Source organism: Aquiflexum gelatinilyticum (assembly GCF_024741135.1).
Lineage (GTDB): Bacteria > Bacteroidota > Bacteroidia > Cytophagales > Cyclobacteriaceae > Cognataquiflexum > Cognataquiflexum gelatinilyticum.
Map to the genome: position 1 here is coordinate 725,572 of NZ_JANSUY010000001.1, position 13,445 is coordinate 739,016.

12 protein-coding genes are annotated in these 13,445 nt (G+C 39.9%); 4 read left to right on the forward strand and 8 right to left on the reverse strand.

Features of this window, described 5'->3' with window-relative positions:
* Positions 1-55: 55 nt before the first annotated feature.
* The 8 genes from NU887_RS03070 to mltG form a co-directional block, all read right to left on the reverse strand.
* A complete protein-coding gene (locus NU887_RS03070; RefSeq protein ID WP_258421880.1) occupies positions 56-2,866 on the reverse strand; it encodes a hypothetical protein in 2,811 nt (936 codons plus the stop codon).
* On the reverse strand, positions 2,866-3,153 hold the full coding sequence (gene gatC / locus NU887_RS03075) for an Asp-tRNA(Asn)/Glu-tRNA(Gln) amidotransferase subunit GatC (RefSeq protein ID WP_241142641.1): 288 nt from the start codon (positions 3,151-3,153) through the stop codon (positions 2,866-2,868). Before gatC ends, NU887_RS03070 begins: the two co-directional genes overlap by 1 nt.
* The gene (locus NU887_RS03080) at positions 3,150-3,914 is read right to left on the reverse strand and encodes a lysophospholipid acyltransferase family protein (RefSeq protein ID WP_258421881.1); all 765 of its coding nucleotides are present in this window, start codon (positions 3,912-3,914) and stop codon (positions 3,150-3,152) included. Before NU887_RS03080 ends, gatC begins: the two co-directional genes overlap by 4 nt.
* A gap of 3 nt (positions 3,915-3,917) precedes the next feature.
* A complete protein-coding gene (locus NU887_RS03085; RefSeq protein ID WP_258421882.1) occupies positions 3,918-4,289 on the reverse strand; it encodes a globin domain-containing protein in 372 nt (123 codons plus the stop codon).
* Between the two features lie 73 nt (positions 4,290-4,362).
* Entirely contained in the window at positions 4,363-6,459 is a 2,097-nt protein-coding gene (pta, locus tag NU887_RS03090) for a phosphate acetyltransferase (RefSeq protein WP_258421883.1), read from the reverse strand.
* An 84-nt stretch (positions 6,460-6,543) separates the two neighbouring features.
* On the reverse strand, positions 6,544-7,497 hold the full coding sequence (locus NU887_RS03095; protein WP_258421884.1) for a YihY/virulence factor BrkB family protein: 954 nt from the start codon (positions 7,495-7,497) through the stop codon (positions 6,544-6,546).
* 11 nt (positions 7,498-7,508) lie between these two features.
* A complete protein-coding gene (locus NU887_RS03100) occupies positions 7,509-7,916 on the reverse strand; it encodes an acyl-CoA thioesterase (RefSeq protein WP_258421885.1) in 408 nt (135 codons plus the stop codon).
* A 1-nt stretch (position 7,917) separates the two neighbouring features.
* Positions 7,918-8,961, reverse strand: a complete 1,044-nt coding sequence (gene mltG, locus NU887_RS03105) for an endolytic transglycosylase MltG (protein WP_258421886.1) — start codon at positions 8,959-8,961, stop codon at positions 7,918-7,920.
* A 75-nt stretch (positions 8,962-9,036) separates the two neighbouring features.
* On the opposite strand from mltG, the gene NU887_RS03110 reads away from it, so the two are divergent.
* From NU887_RS03110 to NU887_RS03125, 4 genes are all read left to right on the forward strand, one after another.
* Positions 9,037-9,444, forward strand: a complete 408-nt coding sequence (locus NU887_RS03110; RefSeq protein WP_258421887.1) for a (deoxy)nucleoside triphosphate pyrophosphohydrolase — start codon at positions 9,037-9,039, stop codon at positions 9,442-9,444.
* Between the two features lie 26 nt (positions 9,445-9,470).
* Positions 9,471-10,100 (forward strand): L-threonylcarbamoyladenylate synthase, encoded by a 630-nt coding sequence (locus tag NU887_RS03115; RefSeq protein ID WP_258421888.1) that lies wholly within the window; start codon positions 9,471-9,473, stop codon positions 10,098-10,100.
* A gap of 80 nt (positions 10,101-10,180) precedes the next feature.
* Positions 10,181-10,813, forward strand: a complete 633-nt coding sequence (locus NU887_RS03120; RefSeq protein WP_258421889.1) for a WbqC family protein — start codon at positions 10,181-10,183, stop codon at positions 10,811-10,813.
* 82 nt (positions 10,814-10,895) lie between these two features.
* The gene (locus tag NU887_RS03125) at positions 10,896-13,424 is read left to right on the forward strand and encodes an ATP-dependent Clp protease ATP-binding subunit (protein ID WP_258421890.1); all 2,529 of its coding nucleotides are present in this window, start codon (positions 10,896-10,898) and stop codon (positions 13,422-13,424) included.
* Positions 13,425-13,445 lie beyond the last annotated feature (21 nt).

The window sequence follows — 13,445 nt, forward strand, 5'->3', positions numbered from 1 at the left end:
TTAATGGAAAAGATTTAGAGCTAAAAACTTTACTTTCAAATAACGACAAAAGGTGCTATAAGTTTTCGAATTGCAGTTTTTCAATTTCAGAAATTGTCAGCCATCCTTGCATTTCCATCAATGCATTGCTTGCATAGCTGTCTAATCCCAGTTTCCTGCTTTGCTTTACATATTGAATCCAAATCATTGGATCTTTGGAAAACTGTATAGCATCCTGAAGGATTTCATATTTTTTCAGGTCATCAGGTTCAGCATTGACTTTTTTCAAAACCAATGGCACCCAATAGGCATTTCTCCCTAGATCGAGTTCGGGTTTGATCAAAGCGTTGATTTTTTCGGTAGGTTTTGTGGCTTCTTCTTTTGTCACAAAAGAATACCAAGAGTCCAGATCTTCTGTAGTCCAAACCTCTCCAAGGTTTTGAAGCAGAATATTCTTGACTTTCTCAAAATCAGAGGCATTCAGCCAATGCATTTTGTGTAAAAAAACTTTGAAAGCATATTCCGACTTGAATTTAGGGTCTTGGATTTCTTCCAGATGATTCAGAAAATCAACAGGCATTGCTCGGTGCAATTTTGCTGATTTATCAAAATAGTCTGTCTTGGGATTTTCTGCCAAATTCCCGTTTTCATCCCAGACCATCCAATCCGGAAATGGAACAGTATATTTTTGAGAAATCAACTGCGCTTCGGCAGGCTTTCCACCAAAATAAAGAATAGCCAGGTGAATGGGCTGAAAGTTTTGAAAACCTCTTTCCTGAGCAACCATAATATCAATAGCAGATTTTTCAAAATCCAATTCTCCAAACAAAATTTTCGCTGAAAGGGAATGGTAATACCCTGCAGCATTTGGAAGTGCCATAGCAGTTCCATTGAGGTATTTCAATGTTTCATTGATGTAATTATCCTGAAGTGTCCTCAGAATTCTTGTTTCGCGAAAATTCATCTCTTCAGCACTTATCTGCGATTTGACCACAAGCGAATCAATGATGCTAAGGTCTGATGACAATGGCGTGGTAACCTTATTGGTCCATTGGTTTCTGAGAATAGCTGTTTTCAAGGAATAATTTTCAGAAAGGTTTTCTGTGCTCAATTCAAAAGGAGCAAAATTTCCTTTCTTATTTTCAAAAACCAAGTAATTGATTCTAAAAATCTGATCTTCCGGAATTGGTTCAACCTCTTCTTGCCCGGCATGATGTTTGACTTTTAAAGCAAGAAGATTGGACTGAAGCACCGTATTTTTATCAGCAACGGCATCCATCATGGATATTGCTTCGGCAGGTTTGTTGAGTTTGGAATATAGGAGGGAAAGGTTATTGACTAGATAAGGGTTGTCAGGGAAGAAATTCAAAGCCCTTTCCAAATAAAAAACAGCATCAAAGATTTTTTCCTGTTGATGAAGTTTTGAGGAAAGCAATAAGGTATTGATTATGGAAGGAGAATTGTCAAATGCCTGGTAAAGATTTTCCATTCCGAGGTTGGTTTGGTTTAGGGAAAATCTCAAATGGGCAGCTGTATTTTTGGCTTTGTCGTTTTTTCGGTATTGTGTCCATGAACTTTCATAAAGAATGGCAGCCTGAAGCGGACGATCAGTTTGGTAATAATATTCTGCATTGATGTTAGAACTTCCGGATGCCAACTGCACCCCAATAATTCCATCTGCATATATTGTCAAAACAACCACAGCCATGATCGCTCCGATCCGCATGTGGAAATAGGCGAAAAACTGAGGTTTGAAAATTATTTTCTCAATATCCTTACCGGAGTTGAGTATTTCAGAAAAGTTAGCCATTAAGTAAAGAAAAAACAGCAAGCTAAAGGCCACCTGCCCATAGATGAAAACATGGTTAAAAAATTCAATCATGGATTGGTTTTCTTTAAAAATTACCCAAGCCCAAGTCATTGTCGAAAGTGCAAAACCGGTCCAGAAAAAAGATTTTCCGATGTCAGGATGGTTATAGAATTGATCTGTTTGGTCGATTTTGTAGCTTAAAACATAATAACCCAACAAACCTCCTAAAAGCATCAAAACTGCAGGTGGGAGAATAGGGAAGGGGAGTTGCACTTCTCCTGTAAGGTCAAGGAATGAAAAGAAGACCAAAGAAAAATAGATAAGAAAGATAAACAGGATATGCCAAGTAATTTTGATTCCTGTGCCCTTGTTTAATTGGATCAGGAGAATTGAACTCCCTGAGATAAATGCATGGCCAATATGCAGAAGGAAAATAACCGAAACCATTGACGCTGGGAAAACACTGTTTTCACCCAACCAAAGCCATGGAGAAGGTATTTCGGAAATTTCTGTCAAAAGGAATAGTGTCACAGATCCTGAAAAAAGGATTAGGAGAAACCTTTTCAAAATCCCCCATGAGGGCGCAAAGAATGATATTCCTATCAATGGAGTCAAAATACCAACCATTAATCCAATCAAGGCATAGTTACTGGAAATACCTCCGATATTCAATCCGTTGATCCCGCTGAATGCAAGTAAAAAAATCACCAATGCTGATGCAGCGGTAAAATAAAGTTTTTTGAGGGTGCTGATCAGCGCAAGCCCCAAGGCAACCAGAATCCATACCAAGCCTCCAAAAAGGATACTGAGAGAAGGATAGGACAAAGCGGGCAGGGATTCAAAGTTTTGGAACAAAAGGAAATTGTCCATTTCAATCCTTACCAATTCTCCTCCCACCTGCACCAATTTCACCGGAACAGAAATGGTTTCGGAAAATATTCCCGGCAGGACGGGCATGATGGCTCTGTCCCAAATGAAGCTGCTGTACAATAGGAAAAGGCCTCCTGCCACTGCTAGTGATATCGGAAGGCCTTTCAAAATGAATGTGCTGATTCTTAAGTCGCTTTTTGCAGGCATTATTCAAGCACCTTTGGAACCCTGAAGTAATCCGAATCCCGCTGTGGGGCATTGAGCAAACCTGCTTCATGCGAAAGGTGCTCGCCAACGACATCTTCTCTCATGACATTGACTTCTGAAGACATGGTGGTGATAGGCTCTATTCCGGTTGTATCGACCTCATTGAGTTGCTCGACCCAATCAAGGATCTGAGTCATGTCTTTTTGGATTTTTTCTGCTCCCTCTTCGTTAAACTCAAGTCTCGCAAGGTGGGAGATTTTCTTTACGGTATTCAAATCAATTTTCATAAAGTCTGAATTATTGTTTTTTCAGAATCCAAAAGGTTGTTGTCCTTCCAAAGTTGGTCCTGAATGGTATAATAACTTTTGTTTTTTATGCTTGGTAGGTCTTTGACAGTCAATCCAATTGTTTGGATGGGAGGATGGATTACGATTTTTCCTTTTTTGAAATTCAATAAGAGCTTTCCATCGTCGGGCAAAATTAAATGATTAAACGATAAAGTGACAGGAATCAATGGTATTTGTTTGTCTATTGCGAGACTAAATGCGCCATCTTTGAACATATTCATATGTGGAGGCATTCCTGTGGTGATTCCCCCTTCAGGAAAAATCACAATACTGCTTCCTTTTGAAATGGCATTTTTTGCCCTTACTAAAACCTCACTTCGGCTTTTGATACTGGATCTGTTGACAGCGATATGTAGTTTCTTAAAATAATACCCAAAAAGAGGGACTTTCCTGATCGAACTTTTGCCGACATAGACCACATCTCCCGGGATAAAACCCATCATGGCAATATCCAGATAAGAGAAATGGTTGGCTGCGAAAATATAAGGCTGTCCTGGTTTGATGTTTTCCTTACCTTCAACTTTGATGGGCATCAAGATCAGGAAGAAAAAAAGATTTGCCCAAAACTGATTGATTTTCCGACCGTATTTTTCCCAATTAGGAACCCAGATACAAACCAGAAAAAGAGGGAGAAGGAATAGAAAAGTAAGCATGAAAATCAAAAAAGCATAAATAGAATATAACCTCTTCAGTATTGTCATAGCTTATTGATTGATCATATGGTTAGCAACTTTGACAAAATATCCTTGCATTGCTTCTTTTATCTCTGTTTCCATTTCTACCTTATCCAAAGCTGATAGCATACAGTTAAGCCAAGAATTTCGCATTTCACTGTCAATAGGCCATTGGAAATGTCTTTTTCGTAACATTGGATGTCCCCGCTGCTCCAAATAAGTATGTGGTCCACCAAAAACATGGATGAGAAACAAAAATAGTCTTTCTTCTGCAGGTGCCAAATCCTCAGGATATAGCTTTCTCAATCCATCACTATTCTCCACATTCCTGTAGAAATTTTGTACGATAGATTTAATTTTTTCCTCTCCGAGAGCTTCGTAAATGGATTGTTGGGAATTCATTAGGAAACATAATTAAAAAGGTCTGAGAATCGATAAAAACCGGTTCCCAAACCAAAAATAATCAAATGGAATACTATTCTTGGGCCTGTATTGCGGTGATGACAACGGTGTTGAACACATCATCAACAGTACAACCACGACTGAGGTCATTGACAGGTTTGTTCAGACCTTGAAGCATTGGGCCTATAGCCACTGCGCCTGTTTCTCTTTGGACGGCCTTATAGGTATTGTTTCCTGTGTTTAGATCCGGGAAAATAAGTACCGAAGCATTTCCTGCTACTTCCGAATTTGGCATTTTTTGGCGGCCAGTCACAGGATCTACAGCAGCATCATATTGGATAGGTCCTTCCACCTTGATATCCGGCCTTTTGGATTTGACGATTTCGGTGGCTTTCCTTACTTTCTCCACGTCTTCCCCCGAGCCTGATGCTCCGGATGAATAGGAAAGCATGGCTACTCGTGGTTCTATTCCAAATCTTTTGCTTGTATCTGCAGAGGAAATGGCTATTTCTGCCAATTCCTCAGAGGTTGGGTTGATGTTGATCGCACAATCCCCAAAAACTGTAACCCTGTCAGGTAGACACATGAAGAATACGGAAGAAACCAACGAGATGCCCGGTTTGGTTTTGATAAACTGGAGTGCAGGCCTGATGGTATGTGCGGTGGTGTGGATTGCTCCTGAGACCATTCCGTCTGCATGCCCTTTATGAACCATCATTGTGCCGAAATAAGCTCCGTCAGTCATCAGGTCCTTGGCAACTTCCAAAGGCATGTTCTTGCCTTTCCTTAGCTCATAGAGTGTGTTGCTGTAATCCTCATAATAGAAAGAATCCTGAGGGTTGATGATCTGACAATTGTCTTTGTTGAGGTTCAGCCCAAGCCTGCTGATACTTGCATTGATCTCCTGCACATCTCCAAGGAGGGTAATTTTTACGATTTTTTGCTTGACAAGCCTATCTGCGGCTTTTAAAATCCTATCGTCTTTGCCTTCAGGCAGTACTATGTGTTTTTTCTTGTTTTTTGCCCACTTGACTAACTGAAACTGAAACATCCTTGGCGTCATTCCAACCCCGACGAAATTGATCATTTCTTTTTCGAGGGCTTCAGTATCGATGTATTTTCTAAAAGTATTGATTGCCCCCAGGATTTTGTCGGGACAATCAGGGCTTATCTTTGAATGAATACCTGCTACTTTGGTCGCCGCATAAAATGAAGGATCATCGACAGTCAGCACAGGAAGGTTCACATCCGAACCATCTATCAGTTTGATTACTGATTCGGCAATTTCAAAACCTCCTGTAAGTACCATGCCTGCAATTCTTGGAAAGTTTTTAGAATGATTGGCCTGCAAAGAAGCCAAAATGATATCAGCCCTATCCGCCGGCGTTACGATCAATACGTTTTTCTTGATATGTTTTAGAAAGTTTGAAATCTGCATGGCACCAAAGATGAAATGGTCCGCAGGATTGGAGAGAAAATTTTCGCCAAACATGACCTCAGCACCGAGATGTTCTTTGATTTCTTTCATTGAAGGACTTTTCAATTCCTGGATTTTCGGAATTACTGCCAAGATGATGTCTTTGTTCAACTGGTTTTGCAAGCTCTTTTTGATTTCTTTTCTGTCCCCTTCTTCCACTTTGTTGATTACCACAGCCAATACTTTAACTTTCCTGTCAAGAAAATTATTGATGGTCACTACAGCGGAAGTGACAGCCTGAGAAACTGATTTGCCATCTCCTGACAAGACTATGATTACCGGGGAACCTAGATTTTTTGCGATTGCCAGATTGGCATCAAATTCAAATGCCGTCCCCTCTCCCAAAAAATCACTTCCCTCAATGATGGTAAAATCATTTTCTTCCTCAAGAACTTTGTATTTGCTGATAATGGTGTCTATTATTTCTCCCTGCAATCCCGATTCAATGAGCTGATTTGCCTGATCTTTGGTATAGCCATATGATTTCTCATATTGGATAGGCAGTTTGAAATGTTGGATCAAAGTTTCAAAAGGGGAGTCTTTTTTTACTTCAGGAGGGTTGTTGATAATGGGTTTGAAATACCCGATTTTGTGTGCTTTGGCGAGTAGCATATCCACCAATCCAAGGGCTACTATTGATTTTCCGCTAAAGGGCTGAGTCGTGGCAATAAAAATACTTTTGTTGGTTTCCATAGAAATCGGTTTTGAATCGGTGCAAAATTAGAATAGCGTAAGGACTCCAAACTTGATGAAAATGTCATTCAATCATGATAAAAATCATGAATTATCTTCAGAAGATGATTTGGTCACAAGGTGCCGACCGGCAGCTTTGTCCAAACTGACATTTATTTCGAAGCTTACCAAGATGATCAGGGAAGTGATAAAAAGCCAAAGCATAACCGCAATCATGGCTCCTATGGATCCATAGAGTTTGTTGTATGTGGCAAAATTATTCAGGTAAAATGAAAACAGGTAAAACCCAAACGTAATCAAAATACCTCCTGTAAGCGATCCTGTAGAAAAGAACTTCCACTTGTCATGCACCGCCGGTGCAAACCGGAATATAAATGCCGTAGCTATCAAAAATACAGAAAGCAAAACCAGGAATCTAAAAAATGTCAGCATATAAACATATAGATTGCTCGATACCATGTCCCATTCCGAAATCCGGTAAAGAATACTTCCCCCAAGAATCATAATCAAGACTGCACCGCATATCGCCAAAACCAAAACCAAAACGATGCTTACTGCTATCAGCCTAGTCACCCAGAAGGATCGGTTTTCTTTGGTCCTATAGACTGCATTGAAAGCATTCATCATAGAAACCACGCCATTGGTCGATAAGAATAATGCAAGGAAAAAACCCAAGGACAACAAACTTTGTCGTGGCTTGCTGACAATATCCATAATGGTGGCTTCAGCTTCCTGATAGACACTCGATGGAATAAATTCTGCGATGAAAAGCAGGATGTTTTGGGTAGTTACATTTGGAAAAAACAACCCCACATAGGGGATCATGTTCAAAAGGAATAACAAAAGCGGAAACATCGCAACTGTAAAGCTAAAAGCCATGGCACCAGCTCTTTCAGTAATTTCATCCTTCCGCATCTGAAACATGAAGATTCTGCCCACATCGTACAGGTTTTGGTCAGGATTTCCAAGGTGGAATTTTCTAAGAAACTTAGCTTTTCTTGTAAACCTGATTGAAAGTAAGCGGATCCTCTTTTTCACTTAAAAATGGATTACTGGAAATATGGATGTAATAAATCTAACAAATATTGGGATGGTCTGCAGGGTTTGTGACTTTCTTTTTTCAAAAAAGTCAGTGTAGTCCAGCCTTTGGTAATTACCTCATTACTTTCATTTACTACTTCATATTCAAATTTTATTCTGATTCCGGGCATTTCCGGAATACAGGTTTTAATGGTCAGAAGCTCATCATATTTTCCCGGTTTGAGGAATTGGGTATGGAGGTCCAATACAGGCATGATGATTCCATCATCTTCCATTTGCTTATATGAAAAGCCTGCTGTCCGGAGTGCTTCGACCCTGGCTACTTCAAAATACATGGCGTAGTTTCCATAATAAACATATCCCATTTGATCTGTCTCTGCATACCGTACCCTTACTTTTGTTTCTGCTCGGAACATTTCAGTATATTTTTGATCTATTCAATGCTGCCTGATACCTTCGGGCATTGTTCATGTGTTCATTATAATCTTTTGCAAAAGCATGATAACCTGAAAAATCTTCTTTTGCGCAGAAATACAAATAGTCATGATCTTCATAATTCAATACTGCCTCGAGGGCTGATATCTCAGGCAGATTAATAGGTCCGGGTGGTAATCCGGGATACTTATAGGTATTGTAAGGGCTGTCGATTTCTTTATGGACATTCAATACTCTTTTGAGATTGAAATCTCCCACGGCAAATACCAGCGTGGGATCAGCCTGAAGCGCCATATTGATTCTAAGTCTGTTGAGATAGACGCCTGCTACCTTGGGTCTTTCATCTGCTTTTTGGGTTTCTGCCTGTACGATTGATGCCAATGCCGAAACCTCATTTTGGGTCAAACCCAAATTTTTGGCTTTTTGCAACCTCGCTTCCGTCCAAAAATTCCCATATTCCTTATACATTCTGTCAAAGAGATTTTCAGCACTGGTATTCCACCAGATTTCATAGGTATTTGGGATAAACATTCCCATTACAGTTTCTTCCTCAAATCCAAATTTGCGGATGTAAGCCGAATCTTTTAGCAAAGCAAGAAACGTTTCAGGGCTGATTTCAAGGTTTTTGGTGATTTTTTCTGCTAAATCTTCTTTTGTTCTTACATTGTTGAAAGTCAGTTTTACAGGCGTCTGTCTGCCGGACCTTAGGAGCCTAACCAGGTTGAGGTTACTCATTTTGGCAGGGATGGTGTATAATCCAGGCTTTACAGCTTCTTGATAACCCAAGACTTTTGCTACAAAGCTGAAGGTGATCAGATCATGGATTACCTCATTTTGGTAAAGGCTGTCAGAAACCATCTGAAAAGTGGCATTACTTGGGATTTTCAAGGTGTATGAATCTTCTTTGTCGGTAAGGGCATTGGGGCTGAAAAATGCCTGATAAAAATAAAAGGACAAAGATGTGAGTAGTACCGAAAAGGTAACCACCGCGATGAGATAATACTTTGTTTTGTTGTCTTTGAACATAAATTTTGATACCAATTACAGTATAACCGCAAAAATAGAGATTTTTGTTCAAGGGCTGGCAATTCCTTTATACCTATGGCAAAAACCATTCGAGTGACATGTGCAATCATCCATGATAAGGGTAAAATCCTCGTTGCCCAAAGGTCTGAAAATATGGATTTACCTCTGAAATGGGAATTCCCTGGCGGTAAAATAGAGGCCGATGAGTCTCCTGAGGCTTGTTTGAAAAGGGAAATCAAGGAGGAGTTGAATCTCCGCATTGAAGTAAAGAAGGCTTTCAAAAGTAACTTCCATTCCTATGCTGGAGGAAAGGAAATTGAACTTATTCCTTTTCTTTGTGGCTATATAAGTGGACATTTGATTGTCAAAGAGCATCAGCAAATCCGGTGGATTGAGCCTGAAAATCTTCTTATTCTTGATTGGGCAGATGCTGATGTTCCTATTGTGAATGACTTTATGGAATGGTTTAAACCAAACCATTGACCTTACCAACGAATTGAATAGCTGCCATGGCTGCCGAATTTATCAAGCTATACCCTGAAAATCCTGACCCAAGGAAAATCCAGAAAATCGTCAACATCCTTCATGATGGCGGCGTGATCATATATCCCACTGATACTGTTTATGGTATGGGTTGCAATATCCATAACCTCAGGGCGGTGGAGCGGATTGCCCTGATCAAAGGCATAAAAGTGAAAAAGCATAATTTTTCATTTATCTGCTATGACCTGAGCAATATTTCCGAATATACCCGCGCCTTGAGTACACCGGTTTTTAAAATGATGAAAAAGGCATTGCCCGGGCCGTATACCTTTATATTGGAAGCCAATAATTCTGTTCCAAAAATTCTCAACAGCAACAAGAAAACCGTAGGCATCAGGGTTCCTGATCATGCCATTCCAAGGCTTTTGGTGAAGGAGTTGGGATCTCCTATTTTGACAACTTCAATTCATGATGAAGATGATGTGATAGAATACAGCACTGATCCGGAATTGATCTATGAAAAATTTAGGGATTTAGTCGACGTGGTCATTGATGGAGGATATGGAAATAATGTGGCATCGACGATACTGGATTGTACCGGAGATGAAATAGAAGTAGTGAGGCAAGGCTTGGGATCTGTGGAGGATATCATGTGATTCATGGATTCATCCAAAAGATTGGAAAACATGCCTGAAATTTACCCAATGAACTATCAAACCTTAAAATCCGGGATCTTTTGAATCAGAAAAAAGCAATAATTAGTAACCTTTTTTATTTGCCACCCATCGAATATTTCGTTGCTACTTTGGGTTTTGAAGAAATTCAGATAGACCAAACAGAGAGATTTCAAAAGCAGACTTTAAGAAACAGGGCTAATATTTTATTGGCAAATAAAATAGTAGTGCTATCTGTTCCTGTCGTTGGAAGCAGTAAAAAACAATTTTATAAAGATGTAAAAATAGATTATAACCAAAAGTGGAAAAATGTCCATCTGCGGGGAATTCAAAGTGCTTACGGAAAGGCTCCCTTTTTCGAATATTTCTATCCGTATTTTGATCAGATTTATGAAAAAAACCTGACGTTTTTGTTTGACTTAAATCATGACCTACTGACAGTTTGTCTGAAACTGTTACGGGTAAAAGCAAATTTGAAATTGATAAGAGATTGTGACTTGGAGCAGGAATCGATCGATTTAAGAGGGGTAATACGCACTAAGGAAGAATTTACCCAAAGAGACATCATGACACCCTACCATTACCCTCAAATGTTTGGCTTAGACTTTGTTCCAAATCTCAGCATATTGGATTTGTTGTTTTGCATGGGTCCGGAATCTTTACAGGTACTCCTTCATTCAAAAAAAAATCATTGAACAATCTGCAAATAGATTGTGTTTTTAAAACAAATTCGGTAACATTATTACAGATTTAAAATAAAATTTAGAAAGGAAATACATGGAAGCAAAATTTTCAAACAGGGTCAAAGAGGTGATCTCTCTCAGTCGTGAAGAAGCATTGCGGTTGGGACATGATTACATCGGTACAGAGCACCTCTTGCTGGGTATGATTCGAGAAGGGGAAGGAGTGGCTGTTTCCATATTGAAGAAGTTGGGTGTACCACTTGATGAGCTTCGCAATTCAATTGAAAGGGCTGTCAAGGGAACCGCAACGCATAATGTAAAAAACCTCGCCAACATACCGTTGACAAGGCAATCTGAAAAGGTTTTGAAGATCACCTATTTGGAAGCAAAAATATTTAAGAGCCAACTTATCGGAACTGAGCATTTGTTATTGTCTATCCTCAGGGATGAAGACAATATTGCTACCCAGATCCTTCATAAGTTTGATACCAACTATGACTCTGTGAAAGAGATGTTGGAATTCCAGACAGATTCTGCACCCCGAGCCAAAGCAGAAGCAGATGACCCGGATGAGGATGGATCAAAACTCTTTGGCTCATCATCAAGCGGTGCTTCCGGAGTATCCAAAACCACAGGTGAAAAGTCAAGAACTCCTGTATTGGATAATTTCGGAAGAGACCTTACCAAAATGGCTGAGGATGACAAGCTAGATCCAATCATTGGCAGAGAAAAAGAAATAGAAAGAGTGGCTCAGATTCTTTCAAGAAGAAAGAAAAACAATCCAATCTTAATCGGTGAACCCGGCGTTGGAAAGACAGCCATTGCAGAGGGACTTGCTTTGAGAATTGTACAGAAAAAAGTCTCCCGCGTATTGTTCAATAAGCGCGTAGTTACTTTGGACTTGGCATCGTTGGTGGCAGGGACAAAATACAGAGGTCAATTCGAAGAGAGAATGAAAGCCGTTATGAACGAGCTTGAGAAATCTCCCAATGTGATCTTGTTCATAGATGAGCTCCATACCATTGTGGGTGCGGGTGGCGCTAGTGGTTCATTGGATGCATCCAATATGTTCAAACCGGCTTTGGCTCGCGGAGAGATTCAATGTATAGGTGCTACTACCTTAGACGAATACAGACAATATATCGAAAAAGACGGCGCATTGGCCAGGAGGTTCCAAATGGTGATGGTAGATGCTACTACACCTGAGGAGACGATCCAAATCCTCAATAACATCAAGGACAAATATGAGGACCACCACAATGTAATCTATACTCCTGAGGCTATTGAAGCCTGTGTGAAGCTTTCTGACAGGTATATATCTGACAGGTTCCTTCCTGACAAAGCCATCGATATCCTTGATGAAGCAGGTGCGAGGGTTCACATCAACAATATCCATGTCCCGGAAGATATTCTCCGACTTGAAGAAGAAGTTGAGAAAATTAAGGTCGAAAAAAATCGGGTAGTCAAAAGTCAGAAATACGAAGAGGCTGCGCAATTGAGAGACAAAGAGAAAAAACTCCTTGAGCAACTCGAAAATGCCAAAGTCAAGTGGGAAGAAGACAGCAAAACTAAAAGGTATACCGTTGAAGAGGACAATGTAGCTGAAGTGATAGCTATGATGACAGGTATTCCTGCCAAGAGAATTGCACAGAACGAAGGTTTGAAACTTCTCAATATGAACGAGGAACTTCAAGCCAAAGTAATCGGTCAGGAAGATGCCATCAAAAAACTTTCAAAAGCTATCCAAAGAACTAGGGTGGGATTGAAAGATCCTAAAAAGCCTATAGGTTCATTCATTTTCCTTGGCCCGACAGGTGTGGGAAAAACAGAGCTGGCAAAGATGTTGGCCACCTATCTTTTCGATAAAGATGACGCACTGATTAGAATTGACATGTCCGAATACATGGAGAAATTCAGCGTTTCCCGACTTGTGGGAGCTCCTCCGGGATATGTAGGATATGAGGAAGGTGGACAGCTTACTGAAAAAGTCAGAAGAAAGCCATATTCAGTCGTTCTACTTGATGAAATCGAAAAAGCCCATCCGGATGTATTCAATATACTGCTCCAAGTATTGGATGACGGTATTCTGACGGATGGTTTGGGAAGAAGGGTAGATTTCAGAAATACCATCATTATCATGACATCCAATATAGGTGTCAGAGACTTGAAGGATTTTGGTGCGGGCATTGGTTTTGCTTCCAAAGCTAAAACAACGAGTATGGATGATGTGATGAAGTCTACTATCCAAAGTGCATTGAAAAAGGCATTCAGTCCTGAATTCTTAAATAGGTTGGACGATGTGGTAGTATTCAATTCGCTTGATAAAGAGCACATCCATAAAATCATTGATATCAGCTTAAGCAAACTCTTCAAAAGAATCACTGATTTGGGTTATTCCATACAGTTGACTGAGAAAGCAAAGGATTTCTTAGCTGACAAAGGTTATGACCAACAGTATGGAGCAAGACCACTGAACAGAGCTATCCAAAGATATTTGGAAGATGCATTGGCTGAGGAAATACTCAAAGGAGAGCTTTCTGAAGGGGATATTATTATGGCAGATTATTCCGGTGAAGGTGATGAATTGACCATCACAGTTGATAAAAAAGAGAAGGCCGGATAATTAAAAATAACTTTAATTTTG